The sequence below is a fragment of the Clostridium sp. CS1-1 genome (genome assembly GCF_056135525.1).
In genome coordinates, this window is the sequence record NZ_CM148680.1 from 478,288 (window position 1) to 502,556 (window position 24,269).

Sequence of the window (24,269 nt, forward strand, 5' to 3'; positions counted from 1 at the left end):
TAAGGTTTAGTTTGATGGGGGGAAGTAATATGGCAGTTATCAAAAGTGTAGAAGATGCTATTAAAGAAATCCAAGATGGTACGTCATTGATGATTGGAGGTTTTTTAGGAATTGGAGCACCAATAAAATTAATTGATACAATAGCAGAAGAGAATATAAGAGAATTAACAGTTATTAGTGTAGTAGGTGCTAACCCTTTAGGAAATTTTGACATAAGTAAATTGACAGCAAATAAGCAAATTAAAAAATTTATAGGGGCTCATATAGGGACAGACCCTCAGCTTGTAAAACAATATATTAATGGGGATATAGAAGTAGAGTTTAACCCTATGGGAACATGGATTGAAAGAATAAGAGCTGCTGGATCAGGTCTTGGTGGGGTCTTAACACCTACTGGTATTGGTACGGAAATGGAGGAAGGTAGGGAAAAAGTAATTGTAGACGGTAAAGAATTTTTATTATACTCACCACTAAAAGCAGATGTAGCTATTATTAAAGCCCACAGAGCGGATAAGACTGGAAATCTAGAGTATAGAGGGACATCACTAAATTCAAATCCTGTAATAGCTACTGCAGCAGACTTAGTTATAGCAGAAGTGGATGAAATAGTGGAAGTAGGAGAGATTGAATATAACCGTGTAGGGACACCAGGAATTTTTGTAGATATTATAGTAAAAGGTTATGGTATGGAGGAAAGAAAACAGATATTTGAAGATTTGTGGATAAGAGGCAAAAAGATTTAGGGAGGGTTAAAAGATGAATGATAGAGAAATTATAGCTAGAAGAATAGCAAAGGAATTCACTGATGGGATGGTTGTAAACTTAGGATTTGGGATGCCAACAGCATCAGCAAACTATATTCCTGAAGGAGTTAATGTAATACTTCAGACAGAAAATGGAGGACTAGTCTTTGGACCAAAACCTAAAAGAGGAGAATCAGATCCAGACTTAGGAAACTCAGGTGGAGAGCCAATAACAATGTTACAGGGTGCTGCAGCTTTTGATTTATCACTATCTTTCACTATAATAAGAGGCGGGCACGTAGATGCTACAGTCCTTGGAGCTTTAGAAGTAGACGAAAAAGGCAACATAGCAAACTGGAAAATACCAGGTAAATTTGTTCCTGGAATGGGTGGGGCTATGGATCTTTTGGTAGGTGCCAAAAAAGTAATAGTAGCTATGAACCATGCGGATAAGGATGGAAACTCAAAAATTTTAAAGAAATGTACATTACCTCTATCTGCATCGGGAGTAGTAAATTTAATTATAACAGAGAAAGCAGTTCTTCAGAAAACGGAAAAGGGTTTAGTTCTAAAGGAAGTAGCGCCAGGTATTACTGTAGATGAAGTAGTGAAATTCACTGAGGCCGAATTAATTATTCCAGAAAAGGTAGAAGTAATGTATTAACTAAAATAAAGTCCAACCAGTATCTAAATATACTTATTACTTGACATATATCAAAATAGACCTAGAAGAGTTAATCTTCTAGGTCTTAACAGTATCTAATAGTCTTGAATTTCATATGCAGTACTAGTCATCTTTTGACAATTCTCTGAACTAAAATCAGGCACTAGCCAATTTATTTCAGAAGCATGAAATATACCATCATTATGTTCTTCCTTTTCTAAATATTGATCTCTATTACTTGTAATTGTAACAACCTTTGGTGCTGAATATCTAACAGCTGCTGGTCCTTGTATGGTTTCACCATTTTCTTGTTGAAACTTTCTATCCTTCGGTACAAACAAACCTTGAAATTCCCCGTTTCTTGGAGTAGTTTTACCAGGATGTAAAATGTACCATGACTTATCGTAATTTCCGGAATCTGTTGCTCTTGTAGGACCGTATACTATAATATTTTCAGATGTAGAATTTGTAATTACAGCACCTTCACCATCGTTTTCTACTTGCTTATTATACTCTTGTTCAGTCATTACACCTTGATTATTCATCTTATGACCTCCTTATAGAATTATTATTTTATCCTACCTAAATAATTTCTCCATAATTCCAATAAGTAATACTATTTTTAAGATAAATTAAGTAGAAGTACAATTATGTTGTATACTTATTTTTCTCGACCTAATAAATAGGGAAAATACAATTTTATCTGCACTGAGCTTATGCGTGGAATTGTATTTAGTAAGAAACGCAGTATACTTTACAAATTGATATAATAATCATAAAAGTAATATATTTATATGGTTGGTGCTAATTGTATATAAAGTGATGTATGTCAAAAGTAGTGAAATTTATACTATATATTTTAGTGGAAAGGGGGAACTTTAAATGACTATTTTTCCATTTATTTGTTTAGGAATTGGCTTAATCTTAGGATTTCAAAAAATTACAAGTAAGTTTCTAAAAATAACAGATTTTATCATCAATGTAACTCTAATAGTTCTTATGATAACAATCGGGATAAATATAGGTGTGAATAATTTCATTATGCCGAGTATTGGTAATATTGGAATAAATTGCTTTATTATCGCTTTATCTGCAATTATACTTAGTGTTATTTTCACATTGATTGTGGAAAAGACAGTATTGCCTTTAGAGAAAATCAGAGAAAATTTAAATTCTAAAAACATTAGCTTAAGCAATGAGGTAAATATTTCGGAAGATGAAAAGAAAAAGATGACACCATTAGTTTTAATTATGCCGATCAGCATAGTTACAGGTGTGATATTAGGTTATTTTGCAATGCCAAAGGAAAAAACTTATCTACTTGAATATATTTTGACTGCATCATTAATTTTACTTTATATAGGGGTTGGAATAAGTTTGGGAAATAACCGTAAAGTATTTAAATATGTTAGGCTTTTAGGAGTGAGGATTATTTCTCTTTCACTGGCTATTTTTTAAGTAGTTTAGCAGGAGGATTTATAGCAGGGAGTATTCTGAACTTACCACCCGAGATTTCGGTAATGTCTTCCAGTGGTATGAGCTACTACAGTTTAACGGGAGCCTATATGGCAAAAACATATGGCATTGAAATAGGAACCTATGGATTTGTTAGTAATGTTATGCGAGAGTTTTTTACAGTTTTGCTACTTCTTTTATTAATTAAAATCAGTAAAGGAAGTCATATTGCTGGGGGAGCCGCAGGCAATATGAACACTATGCTAATGCCTATAACAAAGTTTGTCGGCCCAGAATTAGGCTTGGTTACATTAATAACTGGAGCAATTTTAACATTTGCTGTTCCATTTATACTTCCTATTTTATATAGAATTTTTCAGTAGATACCACATGTATTTGTATTGTGAGTTTTATAAGAAATTATAAATGTGAAAAACAAATAATGAAGCTATTATACAAAATATAGACATAACTTTTAATTAAATTTTTAATTATTCATCCTATTGAAAAATATTGAACTATTAATGCAATATTGATATAATACATTAAGTAAAGTTTATTATAGACTTGCTTTGATTGTTATAATTTTGGGATAATTTTATTTTTAAGTTAAAGATCAACTAATTCATTCATATCTTAAATATCTTTTAAAATAGGAGATTATGTATATGAAAGAATTTAGTATTAGCACAAAAGTTTATTTTGGAGAAGGCTCATTAGACAGACTAAGCGAAATTAAAAATAAAAGAGTATTAATTGTATGTGATAAATTTATGGAGACTTCAGGTATGGCTGCAAAAGTGCAAGGAAAGCTTGTTGATTGCGAAGTAGCTATATATAGTGATATCATACCTGATCCATCTGTAGAGGTTATTGCGAGTGGTATTCAAAAGTTAAAAGGTTGTAATGCTGAAATTATGATAGCTCTTGGTGGAGGCTCGTCAATTGATGGAGCTAAGGCAATAAGAGAATATGCAAAAAAAGTTACTGGAGGAGTTTCCTCTATAGAAGAGTTTTATGCTATACCTACTACAAGTGGTACAGGTTCAGAAGTAACAGAATATGCAGTAATTACAAATAAACAAGAAGGATTAAAATATGCTCTTGCAGATAAATCCCTTCTTCCAACAGTTGCCATTCTTGATCCTGAATTGGTAAAATCTGTTCCTAAGGCTATAACTGCTGATACAGGAATGGATGTAATAACGCATGCTATGGAGGCTTATGTTTCAAAGAATGCTACTGATTTTTCAGATGCTCTTGCAGAAAAAGCTTTTACTTTAGCTTTTAGATTCTTACCACAGGCTTATGCTGATGGAAATGACTTAGTAGCAAGAGAAAAGCTTCACAATGCATCTTGTCTTGCTGGTATAGCTTTTAACTCAGCGGGGCTTGGAATTACCCATAGTTTAGCTCATGCTGTAGGTGGTAAATTACACATTGCTCATGGAAGAAGTAATGCTATTATACTTCCTTATGTAATTGAATATAATGCTAATCTAAATAAAGGTGCTTTTAATGTTGAATATGGAGTAGCGGCTAAGAAATATCTAAGACTTGCAAAACTATTAAAGTTACATGCGCCAAATGTAAATATTGGAGTTAACAACCTAATTAGAAGCGTTATAGAGCTTCAAAAGACATTGATGATTCCGAGAACATTAAAAGAACAGGGCGCTGATATGGAGTTAGCTAAGGTATATAGAGAAGAAATTGTTAGTGCAGCTTATAAGGATATATGCACAATGGCGAACCCTAGAGAAGCAACAAATGAAGATTTGTTAAATATTTTAGATAAAGTTTTTGGATAAAATGATGTATTTTAAAACCGCTCATTAGTGAGTGGTTTTTTGTAATACAAAAGAATTGAGAAAAAAGTTTAAAATATAATGTAATTTAAAATATAACTAAAAAGGGAGAGTAGCTATGGCTAGTGAGTTATATTCAATAGGGAAAGTTGAAGAAATATGTAAGATAACAAAAAAAGCACTAAGATATTATGATAGAATGAACATACTATCGCCTGATAAAGTATGCAATGAGAATGGCTACAGATATTACAGTAAGGAAAACTTATTGTCTGTGCCAGTTATAAGGTATTATAAGCAGAGTGGGTTTAAATTGGAGGAAATGAGGGCTTTTTTAGAAGGGACAACCTATGATTTCGTCGATAAAAGCTTCAGAAAAAAGATTGATGAATTAGAAGAACTTGATAAGGAGATAAATTTAAAAATAAGATCAGTCAAAGATTGGCGTGATCTTATAGTTGAGGCACAGATGGTACTTGAAAATAATGTTTGTGATGTGGCAATAAAATATATAGATAACAAAAGGTTAATATTTTTAAATCAAGATTTTCAATATGATTATATGGATTCTATAATTAATATAGAGTTTAATAATTATATAGATAGTATAAATAATGCAGTAACAGGTCCTGTAATTATATGTTTCTCATCTTATAAGAACAAAATGAGTAGAAAATGCAATAAGATGAAGATAATGCAGCAGACCATTCTAAAGTGTAAAGAGGAAGAAACTGTTGAATATGGTGGCTGGATGGCAGCTTCTTGTTATCATATAGGAGCTCACGAAAACATTGATGAAACATATAAAAAGATAGAAGAGTGGACTAAAGAACATGGTTATATATGCTCGGAGGAATGTTATGAAAGATATGTAACAGATTATTGGACAACTAAAAACACTGATAGATTTGTAACAGAGGTTATGATTAAAATTAAGAGATAAAAGGCATAAGCGGTAAGTAATCATTATTCAAGATGATTATTTACCGCTTATGTTTTTTTGTTGACCTTATCTGATACCCTATAGAATATATTTACAATTGTTGGAGGAATAAATATTTTTTAACGAGCCTTCAATCTAAAATATATGTTATTAAACTGAAAACATTGACCGTAGGGGAAAGTATTCTAGAAAATATAATTTACATTGTGAAAAAAATGATGATATTGTGACCCCAAAATTTTTAACAATTACCTAATAAAGTATTTGTAATCGATTAAAAAACATAATATAACGCTGAATATAGCGCTGAATATAGCGATAAATGTAAAAAAATAGATTTTATTTGAATATTCTTGTGAAATATATATTGACCTTACCCCATAGGGAAGGGGATATAATTTAGTTGAAAGAAAAACAACTAAAAGATATAAATGAAAAGTTGTTTAATAATTTAACAATGAGATATCCCAAATCATAACAATCTTAAAACATTCCCATTACGAAGTTTTATTCAAAAACACAATCTAAAAAGTCATTAATTGTATAAGTGAAAGGGGTTCAATTTTATGGAGAAAGTTTCAAAGGCTATAGCCTCAGAAACGATCGTTGCAAAGAATAAGTTAAAAACTAATTTTCTCAAAAAAGGTATTTCAATCGCTCTTTTCTCAGGTCTTATGTACGGATTCTACTCAGCGTTTTTAACATTGGGAATGACAAAAGGAGTATGGGGCGACTGGTATGGTGCTAATGTAGCAGGTTTATCAGCAATTGTTGTAACATACGTATTAGGTGCTCTTGGTAGTGCTGTAAACGACACCTGTAGCGCGGTTTGGGCAATAGGCTATGCAACTTTCAAAGGCAAACTCGTAGATTTCTTTAGATGTCTTAAAACTAAGCCAGGTGCTGTAATGATATTAGCGGCCCTCATAGGCGGACCTATTTCAAGTACAGCTTATGTGGTAGCTTTACAAATGGCAGGTTCAATTGTTATTCCGATTACTGCTCTTTGTCCTGCTATTGGTGCTATTTTAGGAAGAATATTATTTAAGCAAAAGTTAAACAGACGTATGATGTTTGGTATTGGTATTTGTGTTTTATCTAGCTTTATGATCGGTAGTACTAGTATTGGTGGCGATGCTCCAAAGAGAATGCTCCTTGGAATTTGCATTGCATTCATAGCAGCTATTGGATGGGGATTTGAAGGTTGTGTAGCTGGATATGGTACATCTATGATTGACTCGGAAATTGGTATTACAATCCGTCAAGCGATATCTGGATTTTCAAATTTATTAATATTAGTACCTTTATTTGGTTTACTGCTTGGTGATGGAATTAAATTTTCAACTGACTTAACTATTCAGGCATTTACAAGTGGACCTGCAATGATATGGTTTGCATTAAGTGGTCTTTGCGCTTTCATCTCTTACATGAGCTGGTATAACGGTAACAGTATGTGTGGTGCTGCTCTTGGTATGGCATGTAATGGTACGTATTCTTTCTGGGGACCATTTTGCTGCTGGATAGTTCTTGGAGTAATAGGTGGTATGAAAGGATGGACTTTACCTACGGTTGTTTGGATTGCTGCTTTATTAATGATGTTTGGTATTCTCATAATAGCTATGAACCCAATGGATCTATTTATAAAGAAGGATGAAGCAGGCAACAAGATTGCTTAACTTTGCAATTTTAAAATACTTTACAAAAGTAACTAATATACAAAAGAATAGGTTAATTGAAAGGAGTTTTATTGTATGAAAGAAATTTCAACGTCAGTAAGTGCTAAGGCAATTGCTGCTAAGAAGAAATTATCAAGTGATTTCTTCAAAAAAGGTGTATCACTAGCTTTATTTTCAGGACTTACCTATGGGATGTATACAGCGTTGTTAACTATGGGTATGACTAAGGGGGTCTGGGGTGACTGGTATGGCGCTAACACAGCAGGGTTATCAGCATTTACAATAGCATACTTACTCGCAGCACTTGGTAATGCAATAAACGACACATGCAGTGCTGTTTGGGCAATCTTATATTCAGTAGTTAAAGGTAAATTTGGAGATTTCCTAAGATGTATCAACACCGCTCCAGGACGTATTATGATATTAGCAGCTCTTATCGGAGGACCTATAGCTGGTACAGCTTATGTTATAGCTCTTCAAATGGCTGGTTCAATAGTTGTTCCAATATCAGCTCTTTGTCCTGCTATTGCTGCCATATTAGGTAAGATCTTATTTAAGCAGAAATTAGATAAACGTATGGCTTTTGGTATTGCAATATGTGTATTTGCCAGCTTCTTGATTGGTAGTACAGGCTTTAGCGGTACTGCTTCAACAAAAACTCTTATTGGCTTTTTTATAGCTATTATTGCAGCTCTTGCATGGGGCTTTGAAGGTTGTGTAGCTGGATATGGTACAGCAATGATTGACTATGAAATTGGTATTTGTATTCGTCAAGTAACATCGGGTATAGCAAATCTATTCATCTTAGTTCCGGTTTTCTCAATTATGGCTGGTAAAATTGGCCTCTCTGTTAATCTTGCAATGCAAGCATTTACAAGTGGCCCTGCAATGATATGGTTTGCATTAAGTGGTCTTTTATCAGTTATTACATTTATGACATGGTATGCTGGAAACAGTATGTGTGGAGCAGGACTTGGTACTGCATGTAATGGTACATATTCATTCTTTGGACCATTATTCTGTCTATTGCTTTTAGGAGTGTATGGAGGCATGGGGGGATGGTCATTACCTTCAGTTGCTTGGATTGGAGCTGTAATAATGATGTTTGGTATCCTTACAATATCTATGAATCCACTTGATTTATTTAAAAGAAAAAAAGATATGGGAGGTTTAATGGATGAAGCCGCTTAATTATGCTATTTTAAAATACTTTACTACAGTTAAGGAAGCTTCTGCTGATAATGTTATAGAAGCATTAAAAGGAGAATATGGAAGCTTTAAAGCTTTACAAAAGAGTGCTGTAATCAATGCCTTAATGACAGCAGAAGCAAATGGGCTTATTGAAGAAACAAGATTTGAATTGGGTAAAGATGATGAATTAACTGTTTATTACCACGCTCATGAAGAGGGTGCTGCTACAATTAATAAATATATTAAAGATTAGTTTTTAACATAATTCACAATAAAAGTTACTTAAGGATTTTGTTGTAATAATATATTGACTTTCCCCTAAAGGGGAAGAGATATAATTAGCATACAGTAAGTGAGAAAATTACATGAAACAAACACATATAGCATAGTTGCTTAATTAATTTAAAACATATTAATCGAAAAATAGGAAGGAGAAAATATCGATGAGATATTATGGAAATGAGGCTTTAGGTCTTGTAGAAACAATAGGATTAGTTCCTGCACTTGAGGCTGCAGATAAAATGCTTAAAGCAGCTAACGTTGAACTGATTTCATATGAAAATGTTGGTTCGACTCTTGTAACTATAATGGTAAAAGGTGATGTGGGCGCAGTTAAATCTGCTGTAGAAGCAGGTGCAGAGGCAGCAGCTGCTGTTGGAACATTAACAGCACACAATGTTATGCCACGTCCTATTAGAGAAGTTGGAGATATTGTTTCAGTACACGATATTGATGCATAAATATAGAAAGGAAATGATACAAGTATGGCAAGATATGAAGCTTTAGGATTAATTGAAACTTTTGGTCTAGTTTTTGTTTTAGAAGCAGCAGATGCTATGTGCAAAGCAGCGGATGTTGAACTTATAGGATATGCAAACGTTGCTTCAGGATATATATCTGTATTAGTTCAAGGTGATGTTGGTGCTTGCAAAACAGCAGTAGAAGCTGGTGTTGCAGCAGTTAAAGCAATGGAGGGTGGAAACCTTTATAGTTCAATAGTTATTCCAAGACCACATCAGGATCTTGGAAAAATAATAAAACGTTATTCCATTACAAATCTTGTAACAGAATAAAAATATGAAATTTTTTCTAAAAAGGGAGAGAGAGAAATGAATATTATTGATAATGATTTACTCTCCATGCAAGAAGCGAGAATTCTTGTTGAAAATGCTCGTGAGGCACAAAATAAATTAGCAACCTTCCCACAAGAAAAACTTGATGAGATAGTTGAACGTATGGCCGAAGAAATTGAAAAACATTCAAAGGAACTTGCCAAGATGTCTAATGAAGAAACTGAATACGGAAAGTGGGAAGATAAATATATCAAAAACCGCTTTGCATGCAGATACCTGAAAGATAGACTAAAAGGCATGAGATGTGTAGGCATAATTGATGAAGATAATGTGAGAAACACAATGGATGTTGGAGTGCCAATGGGTGTCATCATAGCCTTTTGTCCATCCACTAGTCCTGTTTCTACAACTATATATAAAGCGCTGATTGCAATTAAATCAGGAAACGCAATTATATTTTCACCTCATCAAAGAGCTAAAAATACAATCGGTAAAACCATTGATATTTTGATTAGAGCTGCGGAGGGGGTAGGACTTCCAGAAGGTGCCCTTGCATATTTACATACAGTAACTCCAAGCGGTTCATTAGAGCTCATGAATCATAAAGATGCTTCACTTATAATGAATACGGGAGTTCCAGAAATGCTTGATGCAGCTTATAAATCTGGTAAACCAGTAATTTATGGCGGTAATGGAAATGGTCCAGCCTTTATAGAGCGTACAGCGGATATAAAGCAAGCCGTTAAAGATATTATTGATAGCAAGAATTTTGATTATGGAGTTGTATCCAGCGCAGAACAATCAATTGTCGTTGATAGTTGTGTTGCAGTCGAAGTAAAAGAAGAACTTCAAAAAAACGGTGCATACTTTATGACAGAAGAGGAAGCTGGAAAGTTGGCATCCATATTCTTGAATAAGGATGGAAGTGACAACTTAGAGATAATTGGTAAATCACCACAATTCTTGGCTAAGAATGCTGGCTTTAGTGTTTCTGAAGATACAAAGGTTCTCATCTCTAAGCAAAAGTTTGTTTACCCAAGAAACCCTTATTCAAGGGAAAAGCTTTGCCCAGTGCTAGCTTTCTATATAGAGGATGACTGGATGCATGCTTGTGAAAAGTGTATAGAATTGTTGCTTAGCGAGAGACAGGGACATACACTTGTTATACATTCGAAGGATGAGGAAGTTATTCGCCAATTTGCACTGAAAAAACCTGTTGGGAGAGTGCTTGTTAACACTCCAGGAACTTTTGGAAGCATGGGAGCAACTACAAATTTATTTCCATCAATGACCTTAGGCAGCGGTTCCGCAGGTGATGGAATGACTTCAGATAACGTTTCACCTATGAACTTAATATATGTACGTAAAGTTGGATATGGAGTTCGCAAGGTAGATGAACTTGATAAAACAATAAATAGTGAAGATAAATTAAATTCAAATGAAACAGATAACATTAAGTTATTGGAGAGCATTTTGAAGAAAGTTCTAGAAAACGTAAAATAAAAATCATATTTAAAATATGAAATATATTAAAGAATGCGAGGTAATAAATTGGATATTCATGAATTTTCAAATAAGTTTATGGAAGCTACTAAAAACATGTCCGATGAAGAACGTGATAGTTTAATGAAGATGTTTTCAAGTGTTTCTAAAGAAATAACAAAAGAAGAACCAGCTTGCACAGCTGCTATAGGTGACAACAATGGTCAAATTCCAGAGGGAATAACAGAACGTTTAGTTAAGTTAAAGGAAACTTACTTAAAACATGTTCCAACTATAACAACTCACCGTGCAAGAGCTATTACTAAGATAGCTAAGGAAAACCCTGGTATTCCTAAATCTGTTTTACGTGGTAAGTGTTTTAAACACTGCTGTGAAACTGCACCACTCGTGATTCAAGACAATGAACTTATTGTTGGAGCACCAAATGGTAAGCCTCGTGCAGGAGCATTTTCTCCCGATATAGCTTGGAGATGGATGGAAGCCGAAATTGATACAATAGGAAATCGTCCACAAGACCCATTCTATATCTCAGAAGAAGATAAGAGAATTATGCGTGAGGAGCTGTTCCCATATTGGCAAGGCAAATCCGTTGATGAATACTGTGAAGATCAGTATCGTGAAGCTGGAGTATGGGAACTTTCAGGAGAGTCCTTTGTTTCAGATTGTTCATATCACGCAGTAAATGGTGGAGGAGACTCTAACCCAGGATATGACGTTATATTAATGAAAAAAGGTATGCTTGACATAGTGAGAGAATCAGAAGAAAAATTAGCTAATCTTAATTATGAAAACCCAGGAGATATAGATAAAATCTATTTTTATAAATCATTAATCGATACTGCTGAAGGTGTTATGATATATGCTAAACGTATGTCAGACTATGCAGCTGAGCTTGCTGCAAAGGAAACTAACCCTAAGCGTAAAGCAGAACTTCAAAAGATTTCTGAAGTAAATGCTAGGGTTCCAGCACATAAACCAAGTACTTTCTGGGAAGCAATTCAAGCAGTTTGGACTATAGAATCATTACTTGTAGTTGAAGAAAATCAAACAGGGATGTCTATAGGACGTGTTGACCAATACATGTATCCATTCTATAAAGCTGATATTGAAGCTGGACGTATGACTGATTTTGAAGCATTTGAACTAGCAGGTTGTATGCTTGTAAAGATGTCTGAAATGATGTGGATAACAAGTGAAGGCGGTTCTAAATTCTTTGCTGGTTACCAACCATTCGTTAACATGTGTTTAGGTGGTGTTACTAGAGAAGGACGTGATGCTACAAACGAATTAACTTACCTTTTAATGGATGCAGTTCGTCATGTAAAAATATATCAACCATCTTTAGCATGTCGTATACATAAAGGCTCACCACAGAAATACCTTAAGAAGATAGTTGAAGTTATCCGTGCAGGTATGGGATTCCCAGCATGTCACTTTGATGATGTTCATATAAAAATGATGTTAGCTAAGGGGACTTCTATAGAAGATGCAAGAGATTACTGCTTAATGGGATGTGTTGAGCCACAGAAGTCAGGAAGATTATATCAATGGACTTCTACAGGATATACTCAATGGCCTATATGTATAGAACTTGTTCTTAACCATGGTGTACCACTATGGTATGGTAAGCAAGTATGCCCAGACATGGGGGATTTAAGTAAATTTAAAACTTACGAGCAGTTTGAAGCAGCTGTTAAAGAGCAAATTAAATACATTACTAAATGGACAAGTGTTGCTACAGTAATTTCTCAACGTGTTCACAGAGATCTTGCACCAAAACCACTTATGTCTATGATGTACGAAGGTTGCATGGAAAATGCTAGAGGAGTAGAAGCAGGCGGAGCTATGTATAATTTCGGACCTGGAGTAGTATGGAGTGGTCTTGCTACTTATACAGATTCTATGGCAGCTATAAAGAAATTAGTATTCGATGAGAAAAAATATACATTAGAAGAGATGAATGAAGCCTTAAAAGTTGATTTCGCTGGATATGAAAAACTAAGAAAAGATTGTTTAGAAGCACCTAAGTATGGTAACGATGATGATTACGCAGATTTAATTGCTGCTGATTTAATCAACTTTACTGAACAAGAGCACCGTAAATATAAGACATTATATTCAGTGCTTAGCCATGGTACTTTATCAATCTCAAACAATACTCCATTTGGACAGCTTACTGGGGCTACAGCAAACGGACGTAAAGCATGGACACCTTTATCAGATGGTATAAGTCCGACTCAAGGAGCAGATTATAAAGGACCTACTGCTATAATTAAATCTGTTTCTAAAATGAGTTGTGAAGATATGAATATAGGTATGGTTCATAACTTTAAGTTAATAGCTGGTCTTCTCGATACACCAGAAGGTGAACAGGGAATCATCACACTATTACGTAGTGCGTGTGCTCTTCAACTTGGAGAAATGCAATTTAACTATCTAGATAACAAAACTCTACTTGAGGCACAAAAGCATCCAGAACAATATCGTGATTTAATAGTTCGTGTTGCTGGATATAGTGCATTCTTTGTTGAGTTATGTAAAGATGTTCAAGATGAAATCATCAGCAGAACTGTACTTACACATTTCTAAGCAGATAAGCAGACATCCAAAATCTGTGATTTTGTGATGGTCGCTTACTCATTCGACTAAAAGGAGAAGGAGTTTCATCTAAATATATTAAAAATCAATGTGAATAAAATTGGAGAATGAAAAATATGAGTAATGGAAATTTAGGCATAATTGAACGAAAAGCGACGATTTTTAATATACAAAAATACAACATGTATGATGGAGATGGAGTAAGAACTCTAATATTTTTTCAGGGCTGCCCACTTCGCTGTAAATGGTGTGCAAATCCTGAAGGACTGATTAAAAAGAATAAAGTTATGTTTAAAAGTGATTTATGTATTGACTGCGGGGCTTGCGTTTCTGTATGCCCTGTAGGCATACACACTATGAATAGCAAAACTTTAAAGCATGAAGTTAATCGTGATATTGATTGTATTGGATGCGGTAAGTGTAAAAGTGCCTGCATTAAATCTGCTATATCAATAGTTGGAGAAGTAAAAACCATCTCTGAACTTTTAGAAATCGTAGAAGAAGATAGAACTTTTTATGAAGTTTCTGGTGGCGGAGTTACACTAGGTGGCGGAGAAGTTTTAATGCAGCCTGAAGCTGCAAGCAGTTTATTAATGGCATGTAAGCAAGCAGGGATAAATACTGCAATTGAAACTTGTGGTTACGCAAAACTGGAATCAGTACTTAAAGTCGCGGAGTTCACAGATTTATTCCTATTTGACATTAAGCATATTGATTCAGATAAACATTTTCAGTTTACAGGCGTTAGAAACGAACAGATTTTGGAAAACCTTAAAGAATTACTTCGCCGTAAATATAATGTGAAAATTCGTATGCCATTACTTAAAGGCGTAAATGATCAAAAAGAAGATATTGAAAAAACAATGGAGCTTTTGAAACCTTATAAAGATTATAGGAACTTTAAGGGAATTGATTTACTTCCATATCATAAAATGGGCGTAAATAAATATAAGCAATTGGGAATGGAATATCCTATAAAGGACGATCCAAGTTTGACTAATGAGGATTTAAACAGAATAGAAAAATGGATTAAACAGTACGATTTATCTGCAAAAGTAATTCGTCACTAAATAATTTTCAAATAGATAATTAAGATGGAAGGTAAGATTTATGGGAGATTTTTCTGATAGGAATATACAGCGTATCATACAAGAATCCGTTCCAGGAAAGCAGATTACTATAGCACATGTTATCGCATCGCCAATGCATGATATATATGAACGGCTTGGAATTGATGAAAAAGGAGCAATAGGTATTTTGACTCTTTCACCATATGAAACTGCTATTATTGCAGCAGATATTGCCACAAAGGCTTCTAATGTTGAAATTGGATTTCTTGATCGTTTCACAGGCTCCGTTGTAATAAATGGTGATGTTCAAAGCGTGGAAACAGCACTTTGTGCAGTAAATGATACGCTTAAAGATATGCTTGGATTTACTCCTGCTCCCATTACAAGAACATGAGAAAAAAGCGCATAATGGTAATTGGTCCTTCAAGGTGTGGTAAAACTACATTAGTTAACGCATTAAACGATTATGATGGTCCATTAAGGCGAACGCCAGATTTGATTTATGGTAAGAACACTATTGATGTTCCAGGCTCTTATATAGAAAATGCATGGATGTATAAACATATAATAGCAGCAGCTCAGGATGCATCCTATGTGCTTATACTGGTTGATCAGTCTAATTGCACTGAAATATACTCCCATGGGTTTGCAAAAGCTTTTAGATGTCCGGTAATTGGAGTTATAACAAAATGCGATCTGATGCCCGAAAATGAAGAAAAGTGTTTAAGGCAGCTAAAAAACATAGGAGTATTGAAACCATATTTTCATACTAGTTTTAAAGTGGGAACAGGAATTGATGCCTTAAAGAAGTATTTATCCAATAACTATCCGCTCTAATACTTCCATCCTTCAAGGTAGCAGTAAAGAGCGGCTACGTCCCTAGATAACGCCTTCTAATCTTCAGATGGGGTTAAAACCTTATATGAAGATAAGAATTCTGTTTATTTGAAAAAGGTAAGGAGTAAAGGTCGATGATCAGATTTATTACTGAAGAGTATTTGAGAGATTTATATAGAAAAGAACCTTTTAATACCTACAAGTTACAACAGGGACAACGTGTTACGCCTGGAGCGGCTCAATATTTATCTGATAAAAGAATAAAAATGATTAATGATGATTCAATAGAAAATGGAAAAAATCAGGTAAAGGCTGTAAAACAGGTAGAAACCATAAAACAAGAAGAAACTAATAATTTGGATTTAAATTCTAATTTGAAAAAGAAGCTTTGTTGTAAGTTGAAATCTATAGAGGCAACATTTCTTGTTACTAGCAGTGAAATATTAAGAGAAGATATTCTTTTGGCACAAAATATTATAAGTTTGGGTAGGAAAATATCAAATATAAGAAATGTTGTGGAAGGAAAAGGTACACTTGACCCTATTTACTGCAAAGAGTGTACTGGGATGAATTCGTTAAATTTCACAACTGAGCTTGAGGATTGCTTTGAAATAACAGAATTTCATATGCAGCTTAATAAAAGCGATGCAATATTGAAAATCCATGTACTGCGTTGTGCTTTAAGGGAGTTACACTTTGAAATAATTGATGCCTATAAAAATGATGATGACGACTTAAAAGATAGGATTACCAAGAATATTAATTCAATAATTAATTCGCTGTCTCAATTGATTTGTTCAGCAGTAGGAGGAAAACAATGTCAGAGGAAAGGTTAACTTTTGAATATTGTGATCAGATGGTTCAGAAGTTTGAAGAAGTTATAGAGAAACCAATTGTTAGCAACTCTTCTGTTTATTATACAGGTGTGGATCTGGGTACTGCATGTGTGGTACTAGCGGTTTTAGATGAAAACTATGAACCTGTTGCAGGTGCATACAGGTATGCAGATGTAGTGCGTGATGGTATGGTTGTTGACTATATTGGAGCAGTAAAGATTGTTAGAGAACTTAAACAGGAAATTGAGGCAAAACTTAATACTGAGCTTCTTTATGCGGCTGCTGCAATTCCACCTGGAACTGACGCCTTAGATTCTGGAGCAATTAAAAATGTAGTCCAAGCTGCAGGATTTGAACTTACATGTCTTTTAGATGAGCCTACTGCTGCTAATGCCGTACTTAAAATTGAAAATGGTGCGGTTGTAGATGTTGGTGGCGGAACAACAGGGATATCAATTTTAAAAGATGGAAAGGTTGTTCATGTTGTTGATGAACCTACAGGTGGTACTCATTTCTCATTAGTTATTTCAGGTGCATATAGAATGCCTTTCAAGGAGGCAGATATATTCAAAAGAGATAACAAGAATCATAAAGAAATTTTGCCAGTTCTCAAGCCAGTAGTTGAAAAGGTGGCATCAATTATTAATTATAATACCAAGAATTATGATGTGAAGGAAATTTCTTTAGTAGGTGGTACTTGTTGCTTGACAGGAATCGAAGAAATTATTGCAAAACAGACAGGAGTTTATACGCATAAACCTAAAAACCCTATGTTTGTCACACCACTTGGTATAGCATTAAGCTGCACTCAAGATATTATTGAGTAATGAGGAGAGTGTTTAAAAGTGGATTTTAGAATCATAAAATCACCTTCCCAAAGCACTAAAGATATTCTAAGAAGACGGATGGGCGGAAACTGTAAAACAGACTTAGATAGTAGTGATGCGATAGGACTTGTTCAAGGTAAGCTTATTGATATGATTTATGCTGCAGATATTGCTGAGAAGGCTGTTGGAGTCACCGTTGAAGACATTAGAGGAACATGCCCTCAGCATATGGTCCTAATTGGAATTTTTGGTGACACGGCATCAGTTGAATCTGCATTAGATGAGATTAAATTAAAAATGAAAGAGGTAAAGGCAATATGATAGCAGCAAGACTTATTGATAATGTATGGGCAACTAGAAAAGCAGAATCACTTAACGGACTTAAATTTATGCTTGCAGAGGAAATTGGTGGGACAGATGCAGGAAGAAGATTTATTGTTGCGGATAACATTGGGGCAGGTATTGGTGATAGGGTTATAGTTAGTACTGGATCCTCTGCTCGCAGAATGCTAGGAGATGACAATATTCCTGTGGATGCAGTTGTTATTGGAATGATTGATGAAGATTGCAATTTTGGTTAAAAAACAATTACCTTAAGAATAATAATAGGATTTTTAGACTTATATATGAATTGCAATATTATTTGAAAGGAAGTGATAAAATGAAAAGATTAATATGTGCAAAGGATATTGAGGCATTGATATTAAATGGTGAGAAAATATTTTACTTAGATGGAAGTGAGATAATTACACCATCTGCTCAAGATCTTGCAAAAAATAGCGGAATAATATTTACTACAGAAGCTCCTGTAGCTAAAGTGCAGCATTCAGTACAAAATTCAGTACAGTATTCAGAAGTTAAAAAGGCTCCAAGCATAGAGAATATGGATAGTGAAATGATGCTTAACTTATTTAGACAAATGATGGATAGAGGTCTTTTACAAGAAATGCTTAAATGCTTGCAGGCAAAAAATCTTCCATTTGAAGCAGAGAGCCATCCTAATGGACTTAAAGTTGTTAGAGGAAACACAGTAAAAATGGACGTATTTGACACTGGTAATCCAAATGCAAAAGTTTATTTCCAAGAGTTAATAAATAAAGAAGAATCAAAAATGAGTGCTGGATTTTTAGTTATCGAGAATTCAAAATTTGATTGGGAGTTAACCTATGAGGAGATTGACTTTGTTATTGAAGGAACCTTAACAGTTGAAATCGATGGAAAGACGTATGTAGCTTATCCTGGAGATGTGTTGTTTGTACCGTCAGGTTCTAAAGTAGTTTGGGGTTCCCCAGACAAAGCTAGGGTATTTTACACAACATATCCAGCAAACTGGGCGGATCTTTTATCCGATGACTAGGAGGATTGATCTATGCAAGCGCTTGGTTTAATAGAAACAAAAGGATTACTTGCAGCTGTTGAGGCAGCTGATACAATGGTGAAATCCGCAGATGTAAGTATTATTGAAAAGACCTATGTAGGTGGCGGTCTTGTTACAATTGCAGTTACAGGTGATGTAGGTGCAGTAAAAGCAGCTGTAGAAGCTGGGGTAGCAGCGGTTAAAAAACTTGATGAAGAATTTTTAGTTTCAGAGCATGTAATTCCACGTCCTCATGAGGAACTGAAAAATATAATTGGGCCTAATAATCCTGAAGATGATCAAGTATCTAATGAAGAAGTAGAAAATGAAGATACTGAGGATAGTGTAGAGGAAACAGAAAAGGCAGAAGTTATAGAAGTAAAAGCTGTTGAAGCAGAGAGCGTGGAAACAGAGGTTATAAAAGAAGAAGCTTTAGAAGAAGCAAAAGCTTTAGAAAAGACTGAAGAGAACTTTGAAAAAAATCAAGATGTTTTAGATTCAGGTAAGATACATAAGGTTAACTTAGAGAATCTGCGTAAAGATGATGTAGATATGCTAGTAAGCAAAAATGGTATAGAGAAAACAATTTCTATGTTATCTAAGTTAAAGGTTGTTAAACTTAGAAATCTAGCTCGTGAATACAAAGATTTTGTAATCACAGGTAGAGCAATTTCAAAGGCAGATAAAAATTTATTAATTGCTAAATTTAAGCTATATTATGAGAAAAATAGCTATTGTTAAGGCTAAGAAGGGAAGTATGAAATAATGGAAAACTTTGATAAAGATTTGCGCTCAATACAAGATGCTAGAAATCTTGCTAGACTTGGAAAAGTAGCAGCTGATAAAATTGCTGATTACACTGAAGAGCAAATCGATAAAATTTTACGTAATATGGTTAGAGTTGCAGAAGAAAATGCTGTTTGTTTAGCACAGATGGCAGTTGAAGAAACAGGTTTTGGTAAAGTTAACGATAAAACTTTCAAAAATCATTTAGCAGCTTCTATACTATATAATTCAATAAAAGATATGAAGACTATAGGTGTAATTAAAGAAGATTCTATAAATAAGCTTATAGAGATTGCTGAGCCAGTTGGTTTAGTTATGGGGATAGTTCCTTCAACAAACCCAACATCTACAGCTATTTTTAAAGCTATGATCGCTATTAAATCTCGTAATGCTATAGTGTTCTCACCACATCCATCTGCTGCAAAATGTACAGCTAAAGCAGTTCAATTAATGCATGATGCTGCTGTTGCAGCTGGTGCTCCAGAAAATGTTATAAGTGCAGTAAGTATTCCAACAATTGGAGCTACAAATGAATTAATGAAGTGCAAGGAAGTTTCTATAATAATAGCTACAGGTGGTCCGGGAATGGTTAAAGCTGCTTACAGCTCAGGAAAACCAGCTCTTGGTGTTGGTGCAGGAAACTCTCCAGCATACATCGAAAGAACTGCTGATGTAGAAAAAGCTGTTATAAACATTATGGCAAGTAAGACTTTCGATTATGGTACAATTTGTGCCTCAGAGCAATCAATAATCTGTGAAGAATGTAATGAAGCTAGAGTTATTGAAGAGTTCAAAAAACAAGGTGGATATTTTATGACGGCAGAAGAAACTGATAAAGTTTGCAAACTGTTATTCAAAAATGGACATGCTATGAATGCTAAGTTTGTTGGAAGAAGTCCACAAGTTATTGCTAGTGCTGCAGGAATTACAATTCCAGAAGGAACAAAAGTACTTATAGGAAGACAAAATGGAGTAGGCGAAGGTTACCCACTATCCTTTGAAAAACTTACAACAGTTCTTGGATTCTATACAGTAAAAGACTGGCATGAAGCATGTGAACTAAGTATTGAATTACTTCAAAATGGAATTGGTCATACAATGAGCATCCATACAGAAGATAGAGATATAGTTATGAAGTTTGCTAAGAAGCCAGCTTCACGTATTCTTGTTAATACTGCTGGAACCCAAGGTGGAACAGGTGTAACTACAGCACTTATTCCTTCATTCACTTTAGGATGCGGTACATGGGGAGGAAGCTCAGTATCTGAGAATGTTACTCCAGAGCACCTTGTAAACATTAAGAGAGTTGCTTATGGTATAAAAGATTGTACAACATTAGCAGTCGATGACCCAACTTTTAGTTGTGTAAAAGCTACCGAAAGTTGTGATGAAATTCAAAATGCATTTATGAACATGAGTCCAGCTCAAATTGCAGCGGCTGCAGCAGCTTTAAACAAAGCTAATGAATGTGCTGAAACTGCTAACACTTGCACTAGCAATGAAGGTGCAAAAAATGAAGGGCTTTTAGACTTAGTTAACCAAATAGTTGCTGCAATTAAGGGGGCAAACTGATGGATAACTTTGAATCAGTATTAAAGCTTTTGTTAGAAACAGTTAAAGCTAATGGAAAAACTGTAGTTCAAGAAAATTTATCTGAAATTCCGGTGGGCATTTCCAACAGACATGTTCATATTTCCCAAAAGGATTTAGAATGTTTATTTGGTAGAGACTATCAACTTGTGAAACTTAAAGATTTATCTCAACCTGGACAATATGCTTGCAATGAAGTTGTAACACTTTGTGGACCAAAGGGTGCAATTGAGAAAGTTAGAATTCTTGGACCTGTAAGAAGCAAGACTCAAGTTGAAGTATTAACTGGAGACTGCATCAAACTTGGAGCAGCGCCACATGTAAGACTATCAGGAGATTTGAGCAGAACACCTGGAATCACAATAGTTGGACCAAAAGGATCTGTTCAAATTGAAGAAGGATTAGTAGTTGCTCAAAGACATATTCACATGACACCTGAAGATGCTAAAAACTTAGGAGTTTGTGATGGAGATGTAGTATCAATAAAGTTTGATGACTTAAGAGGTGGAGTATATAGCAATGTAGCTATTAGAGCTAACGATGCTTCAAGTCTTGAATGTCATCTTGACATTGAAGAAGCTAATGCAATGGGCATTAACTCAAAATCAAAAATAGCAATAGTAAAATAAAAAATTAATGAAAATAAAAGTCTATAATTAAAAATTTAAATATAAAAATAAAAGATATTTAGGAGGATTTTAAAATGAAATATGATGCATTAGGAATGATAGAAACTAAAGGATTAGTAGGAGCAGTAGAGGCAGCTGACGCTATGGTTAAGGCAGCAAATGTATATTTAATAGGTAAAGAATATGTTGGAGGCGGACTTGTAACTGTTATGGTTAGAGGAGATGTTGGAGCTGTTAAAGCTGCTACAGATGCTGGTGCTGCAGCTGCACAACGTGTTGGAGAGTTAATATCAGTTCACGTTATCCCACGTCCACATTCAGAGGTTGAAGTAATTCTTCCATCAAATAAAGAAGCTGTAAAATAAGAGTTTAATTAAAGTGTAAAATGTGAGAACGCCGCTAAATCTGATTTAGCGGCGTTTTAATTTGTATGATGAATACTACAGGTAGAACCTATGTATTGATGTAAGTAGGGATTAGGATATTTTAGTAATTATGTAAAGTTTTTAGGATACTATAATTAAGATCAGAGAAAATAGAACACGGTTAACTTAGGATTCTCCAAAGAGAAGGTTTTCTATTAGATCAAAATTCGAATCAAAGATTATTGCTACCAATGACATTATAATAAGAAGAAACTGCCAGTGATTGGGTGATTAAGATCTCTTTATTAATAAAGTATGGACGAAAAAGTTCACAAATAGTCCTAATGTAGTTCAAATTTACTCCTTAAAATAAAAACATACCCAATGAGATATTAATGTAATAACCTAGTATATTTTAAGGAGGAAATTTTTTATGAAAAAATTAGGAAAACCAGCTAAATTTATTGGAATGTCTTTGGCAGCTCTTGCTATCGTAGCAGCAGTACCTACAATGGCAAGTGCTCATTGTGACACGATGGATGGCCCTCTTGTTTCAGATGCAAAGAAAGCACTTCAGAACAATAATGTTAATTATGTATTAAAATGGGTTCAGCCACAAAATGAAAAAGAAATAATGCAGGTATTTGAACAAGCTGAGGAAGCTGAGAAACTAAATACTGAAGCAAAGGATATTGCTGATAAGAAGTTCTTTGAGGAGCTAGTGAAAGTTCACAGAGAAGGAGAAGGTGCACCGTTTACAGGTGTGAAACCTTTAGGAACTCCTATTGATGAAAAAATAGCAGCAGCAGATAAAGCTATTGAAGTTGGAAATTTATCTCCATTAGAAGGAATGATGCCTGAAGAAAAAATGCCTGAATTAAAAGAAAGATTTGAAAAAGTAATGGCTTTAAAGAATTTTGATGTAAATAATGTTGATGCTGGAAGAGAATATATCGAAGCATATGTTAGTTTCTTCAAGTTTGCTGAAGGTGAAGAAGAAGGACATGCTGCTCATGGTGAAGCTAAAGAGGGTACACATGCTGAAGCTAAAGAAGGTGTACACGCAGAAGCTGGAGTAAGCCAAGAAGCTAGCAATCCCAAAACTGCTGATATGGGAACAATACCTTTTGTTGCTACCTCTGCAATAACAGGACTTGCAGTTCTTACTCTAGGATTAAAGAAAAAATCTAAATAAAGTGAAACTTGAATCGGATAAACATAACTGCATCAATTGCAGAAACCTATTCTAGTAGGATTTTTAAAACATAATCCGAATAGATACTACTATATTTTCCTTCCTCGATTTTCATTCGGGGAGGGTAATTTTTTTATAACTAATAATACACAATAGTAAGAGGTAAGGCTATGAATTTAAAATTAAAAGTTTTAAAAAAAATCATTTTCATTATACTACTTATAGTGTTTAGTTATTCTACTATTATGACGGGGTATAGATTGGTAGATAAATACCGTAACGATAAATTAAATAAAAGTATAACTACAATTTATAATGAAATCAAAGTAGATAAAAATGAGGATAAAGGGCAACAGTTTATGGAACCTCTTTTAAAAGTCAACAAAGATGCTGTAGGTTGGATTAATATAAACAATACTAAAATTAACTATCCTGTAGTTCAAGGTAAGAATAATGAGTATTACCTTGATCATAATTTTGAAAAAGAATCCAGCAATTATGGAAGTATTTTTGTAGATTACCGTAACAAGAATCTTGCAAATTTTATTAGCGGTGAAAAAAATATAGTTATATATGGTCATCATATGAAGGATGGAACCATGTTCGGTGATTTAAAGCTGTATAAAGATGAAAAATTCTTTAAGAACAATCAAATTATCAGCTTTAACATATTAGGTAAACAATATAAATGGCAGATTTTTTCTGCTTACGTAACAGGTACAGATTTTAACTATATAAAAACTAATTTTAAAGATGATGTTGAGTTCAATGAATTTATAAAAAGTATAAAAGAAAAGTCTTTGTATATGAATGATACAACTCCAAATTCAAAGGATGTAATTCTTACGATGTCAACATGTAGTTACGAGTTCGAAAATGCTAGATTTGTAATACATTTCAAATTAATTAAATAGATTGAAATTAATAACCGTAACATAAGTTACAGATGTTTTTATGAAATATGATATTATAGTAAAGATAACAGATGGAAATTGTTATGGCACGATACTATCATCATAGAAGGTTTCTAAGTCTAACTTTAGTGAAGCTAAAAATCTAAAAGCTGATAAGGTAAGGGTAATAATTTAAATGCTTCCTATTTAAGTTTTTCTCTTATGGAAAT

26 protein-coding genes and 1 pseudogene are annotated in these 24,269 nt (G+C 34.1%); 26 read left to right on the forward strand and 1 reads right to left on the reverse strand.

The annotated features are described in order from the left end of the window. Positions 1-29: 29 nt before the first annotated feature. Entirely contained in the window at positions 30-743 is a 714-nt protein-coding gene (locus AC0N0V_RS02075) for a CoA transferase subunit A (protein ID WP_474461896.1), read from the forward strand. 13 nt (positions 744-756) lie between these two features. After that, a complete protein-coding gene (locus tag AC0N0V_RS02080) occupies positions 757-1,407 on the forward strand; it encodes a 3-oxoacid CoA-transferase subunit B (protein WP_474461897.1) in 651 nt (216 codons plus the stop codon). A 95-nt stretch (positions 1,408-1,502) separates the two neighbouring features. On the opposite strand, the gene AC0N0V_RS02085 is transcribed toward AC0N0V_RS02080, so the two are convergent. Continuing rightward, positions 1,503-1,952 (reverse strand): hypothetical protein, encoded by a 450-nt coding sequence (locus AC0N0V_RS02085; RefSeq protein WP_474461898.1) that lies wholly within the window; start codon positions 1,950-1,952, stop codon positions 1,503-1,505. Positions 1,953-2,289: 337 nt separating this feature from the next. On the opposite strand from AC0N0V_RS02085, the pseudogene AC0N0V_RS02090 reads away from it, so the two are divergent. The 24 genes and pseudogenes from AC0N0V_RS02090 (at position 2,290) to srtB (ending at position 24,060) form a co-directional block, all read left to right on the forward strand. After that, a pseudogene (locus tag AC0N0V_RS02090) lies at positions 2,290-3,245 on the forward strand (LysO family transporter). Positions 3,246-3,530: 285 nt separating this feature from the next. Next, positions 3,531-4,673: a 1-propanol dehydrogenase PduQ gene (locus AC0N0V_RS02095; protein WP_474461899.1), complete on the forward strand. Its 1,143-nt coding sequence runs from the start codon at positions 3,531-3,533 to the stop codon at positions 4,671-4,673. Positions 4,674-4,788: 115 nt separating this feature from the next. Further along, a complete protein-coding gene (locus tag AC0N0V_RS02100) occupies positions 4,789-5,613 on the forward strand; it encodes a MerR family transcriptional regulator (RefSeq protein WP_474461900.1) in 825 nt (274 codons plus the stop codon). Between the two features lie 566 nt (positions 5,614-6,179). Continuing rightward, complete coding sequence (locus AC0N0V_RS02105) at positions 6,180-7,289, forward strand: hypothetical protein (RefSeq protein ID WP_474461902.1); 1,110 nt, start codon at positions 6,180-6,182, stop codon at positions 7,287-7,289. A gap of 75 nt (positions 7,290-7,364) precedes the next feature. Beyond that, positions 7,365-8,480: a hypothetical protein gene (locus AC0N0V_RS02110; protein ID WP_474461903.1), complete on the forward strand. Its 1,116-nt coding sequence runs from the start codon at positions 7,365-7,367 to the stop codon at positions 8,478-8,480. After that, complete coding sequence (locus tag AC0N0V_RS02115; RefSeq protein ID WP_474461904.1) at positions 8,467-8,733, forward strand: hypothetical protein; 267 nt, start codon at positions 8,467-8,469, stop codon at positions 8,731-8,733. Before AC0N0V_RS02110 ends, AC0N0V_RS02115 begins: the two co-directional genes overlap by 14 nt. Positions 8,734-8,923: 190 nt before the next feature. Next, positions 8,924-9,220 carry a BMC domain-containing protein gene (locus AC0N0V_RS02120; protein WP_261671931.1) on the forward strand — a complete coding sequence of 99 codons (297 nt, stop codon included), beginning with the start codon at positions 8,924-8,926 and terminating at the stop codon, positions 9,218-9,220. A 24-nt stretch (positions 9,221-9,244) separates the two neighbouring features. Then, positions 9,245-9,553, forward strand: a complete 309-nt coding sequence (locus tag AC0N0V_RS02125; protein WP_261671930.1) for a BMC domain-containing protein — start codon at positions 9,245-9,247, stop codon at positions 9,551-9,553. A gap of 36 nt (positions 9,554-9,589) precedes the next feature. Further along, entirely contained in the window at positions 9,590-11,056 is a 1,467-nt protein-coding gene (locus AC0N0V_RS02130) for an aldehyde dehydrogenase family protein (RefSeq protein WP_474461905.1), read from the forward strand. 48 nt (positions 11,057-11,104) lie between these two features. Next, the gene (gene cutC / locus AC0N0V_RS02135; RefSeq protein ID WP_474461906.1) at positions 11,105-13,645 is read left to right on the forward strand and encodes a choline trimethylamine-lyase; all 2,541 of its coding nucleotides are present in this window, start codon (positions 11,105-11,107) and stop codon (positions 13,643-13,645) included. Positions 13,646-13,770: 125 nt separating this feature from the next. Then, positions 13,771-14,724, forward strand: a complete 954-nt coding sequence (gene cutD / locus AC0N0V_RS02140; RefSeq protein WP_474461907.1) for a choline TMA-lyase-activating enzyme — start codon at positions 13,771-13,773, stop codon at positions 14,722-14,724. Between the two features lie 40 nt (positions 14,725-14,764). Beyond that, positions 14,765-15,118: a BMC domain-containing protein gene (locus tag AC0N0V_RS02145; protein WP_474461908.1), complete on the forward strand. Its 354-nt coding sequence runs from the start codon at positions 14,765-14,767 to the stop codon at positions 15,116-15,118. Beyond that, entirely contained in the window at positions 15,115-15,561 is a 447-nt protein-coding gene (locus tag AC0N0V_RS02150) for a EutP/PduV family microcompartment system protein (RefSeq protein ID WP_474461909.1), read from the forward strand. Before AC0N0V_RS02145 ends, AC0N0V_RS02150 begins: the two co-directional genes overlap by 4 nt. Positions 15,562-15,695: 134 nt before the next feature. Continuing rightward, entirely contained in the window at positions 15,696-16,397 is a 702-nt protein-coding gene (locus tag AC0N0V_RS02155; RefSeq protein ID WP_474461910.1) for a cobalamin adenosyltransferase, read from the forward strand. Beyond that, entirely contained in the window at positions 16,379-17,224 is an 846-nt protein-coding gene (eutJ, locus tag AC0N0V_RS02160; RefSeq protein ID WP_474461912.1) for an ethanolamine utilization protein EutJ, read from the forward strand. The genes AC0N0V_RS02155 and eutJ overlap by 19 nt, the downstream gene beginning before the upstream one ends. An 18-nt stretch (positions 17,225-17,242) precedes the next feature. After that, positions 17,243-17,545 (forward strand): BMC domain-containing protein, encoded by a 303-nt coding sequence (locus AC0N0V_RS02165; RefSeq protein WP_474461913.1) that lies wholly within the window; start codon positions 17,243-17,245, stop codon positions 17,543-17,545. Beyond that, positions 17,542-17,805: a EutN/CcmL family microcompartment protein gene (locus tag AC0N0V_RS02170; protein ID WP_474461914.1), complete on the forward strand. Its 264-nt coding sequence runs from the start codon at positions 17,542-17,544 to the stop codon at positions 17,803-17,805. Before AC0N0V_RS02165 ends, AC0N0V_RS02170 begins: the two co-directional genes overlap by 4 nt. Before the next feature lie 80 nt (positions 17,806-17,885). Next, positions 17,886-18,581, forward strand: a complete 696-nt coding sequence (locus tag AC0N0V_RS02175) for a cupin domain-containing protein (protein ID WP_474461915.1) — start codon at positions 17,886-17,888, stop codon at positions 18,579-18,581. Between the two features lie 12 nt (positions 18,582-18,593). Then, the gene (locus AC0N0V_RS02180) at positions 18,594-19,322 is read left to right on the forward strand and encodes a BMC domain-containing protein (protein WP_474461916.1); all 729 of its coding nucleotides are present in this window, start codon (positions 18,594-18,596) and stop codon (positions 19,320-19,322) included. A 24-nt stretch (positions 19,323-19,346) separates the two neighbouring features. Further along, a complete protein-coding gene (locus AC0N0V_RS02185) occupies positions 19,347-20,939 on the forward strand; it encodes an acetaldehyde dehydrogenase (acetylating) (protein WP_474461917.1) in 1,593 nt (530 codons plus the stop codon). Beyond that, on the forward strand, positions 20,939-21,586 hold the full coding sequence (locus AC0N0V_RS02190; protein WP_474461918.1) for a phosphate propanoyltransferase: 648 nt from the start codon (positions 20,939-20,941) through the stop codon (positions 21,584-21,586). The genes AC0N0V_RS02185 and AC0N0V_RS02190 overlap by 1 nt, the downstream gene beginning before the upstream one ends. 74 nt (positions 21,587-21,660) lie before the next feature. Continuing rightward, positions 21,661-21,951: an ethanolamine utilization microcompartment protein EutM gene (eutM, locus tag AC0N0V_RS02195; protein WP_474461919.1), complete on the forward strand. Its 291-nt coding sequence runs from the start codon at positions 21,661-21,663 to the stop codon at positions 21,949-21,951. A gap of 433 nt (positions 21,952-22,384) precedes the next feature. Beyond that, the gene (locus AC0N0V_RS02200; RefSeq protein WP_474461920.1) at positions 22,385-23,146 is read left to right on the forward strand and encodes a DUF6448 family protein; all 762 of its coding nucleotides are present in this window, start codon (positions 22,385-22,387) and stop codon (positions 23,144-23,146) included. 170 nt (positions 23,147-23,316) lie between these two features. Then, positions 23,317-24,060, forward strand: a complete 744-nt coding sequence (gene srtB, locus AC0N0V_RS02205; protein ID WP_474461921.1) for a class B sortase — start codon at positions 23,317-23,319, stop codon at positions 24,058-24,060. Positions 24,061-24,269 lie beyond the last annotated feature (209 nt).

Excerpts from the sequence above, each read along its gene's own strand:
- AC0N0V_RS02075 (WP_474461896.1), top strand. The coding sequence starts at position 30 with ATGGCAGTTATCAAAAGTGTAGAAGATGCTATTAAAGAAATCCAAGAT.
- AC0N0V_RS02080 (WP_474461897.1), top strand. The coding sequence starts at position 757 with ATGAATGATAGAGAAATTATAGCTAGAAGAATAGCAAAGGAATTCACT.
- AC0N0V_RS02085 (WP_474461898.1), bottom strand. The coding sequence starts at position 1,952 with ATGAATAATCAAGGTGTAATGACTGAACAAGAGTATAATAAGCAAGTA.
- AC0N0V_RS02095 (WP_474461899.1), top strand. The coding sequence starts at position 3,531 with ATGAAAGAATTTAGTATTAGCACAAAAGTTTATTTTGGAGAAGGCTCA.
- AC0N0V_RS02100 (WP_474461900.1), top strand. The coding sequence starts at position 4,789 with ATGGCTAGTGAGTTATATTCAATAGGGAAAGTTGAAGAAATATGTAAG.
- AC0N0V_RS02105 (WP_474461902.1), top strand. The coding sequence starts at position 6,180 with ATGGAGAAAGTTTCAAAGGCTATAGCCTCAGAAACGATCGTTGCAAAG.
- AC0N0V_RS02110 (WP_474461903.1), top strand. The coding sequence starts at position 7,365 with ATGAAAGAAATTTCAACGTCAGTAAGTGCTAAGGCAATTGCTGCTAAG.
- AC0N0V_RS02115 (WP_474461904.1), top strand. The coding sequence starts at position 8,467 with ATGAAGCCGCTTAATTATGCTATTTTAAAATACTTTACTACAGTTAAG.
- AC0N0V_RS02120 (WP_261671931.1), top strand. The coding sequence starts at position 8,924 with ATGAGATATTATGGAAATGAGGCTTTAGGTCTTGTAGAAACAATAGGA.
- AC0N0V_RS02125 (WP_261671930.1), top strand. The coding sequence starts at position 9,245 with ATGGCAAGATATGAAGCTTTAGGATTAATTGAAACTTTTGGTCTAGTT.
- AC0N0V_RS02130 (WP_474461905.1), top strand. The coding sequence starts at position 9,590 with ATGAATATTATTGATAATGATTTACTCTCCATGCAAGAAGCGAGAATT.
- cutD (WP_474461907.1), top strand. The coding sequence starts at position 13,771 with ATGAGTAATGGAAATTTAGGCATAATTGAACGAAAAGCGACGATTTTT.
- AC0N0V_RS02145 (WP_474461908.1), top strand. The coding sequence starts at position 14,765 with ATGGGAGATTTTTCTGATAGGAATATACAGCGTATCATACAAGAATCC.
- AC0N0V_RS02150 (WP_474461909.1), top strand. The coding sequence starts at position 15,115 with ATGAGAAAAAAGCGCATAATGGTAATTGGTCCTTCAAGGTGTGGTAAA.
- AC0N0V_RS02155 (WP_474461910.1), top strand. The coding sequence starts at position 15,696 with ATGATCAGATTTATTACTGAAGAGTATTTGAGAGATTTATATAGAAAA.
- eutJ (WP_474461912.1), top strand. The coding sequence starts at position 16,379 with ATGTCAGAGGAAAGGTTAACTTTTGAATATTGTGATCAGATGGTTCAG.
- AC0N0V_RS02170 (WP_474461914.1), top strand. The coding sequence starts at position 17,542 with ATGATAGCAGCAAGACTTATTGATAATGTATGGGCAACTAGAAAAGCA.
- AC0N0V_RS02175 (WP_474461915.1), top strand. The coding sequence starts at position 17,886 with ATGAAAAGATTAATATGTGCAAAGGATATTGAGGCATTGATATTAAAT.
- AC0N0V_RS02180 (WP_474461916.1), top strand. The coding sequence starts at position 18,594 with ATGCAAGCGCTTGGTTTAATAGAAACAAAAGGATTACTTGCAGCTGTT.
- AC0N0V_RS02185 (WP_474461917.1), top strand. The coding sequence starts at position 19,347 with ATGGAAAACTTTGATAAAGATTTGCGCTCAATACAAGATGCTAGAAAT.
- AC0N0V_RS02190 (WP_474461918.1), top strand. The coding sequence starts at position 20,939 with ATGGATAACTTTGAATCAGTATTAAAGCTTTTGTTAGAAACAGTTAAA.
- eutM (WP_474461919.1), top strand. The coding sequence starts at position 21,661 with ATGAAATATGATGCATTAGGAATGATAGAAACTAAAGGATTAGTAGGA.
- AC0N0V_RS02200 (WP_474461920.1), top strand. The coding sequence starts at position 22,385 with ATGAAAAAATTAGGAAAACCAGCTAAATTTATTGGAATGTCTTTGGCA.
- srtB (WP_474461921.1), top strand. The coding sequence starts at position 23,317 with ATGAATTTAAAATTAAAAGTTTTAAAAAAAATCATTTTCATTATACTA.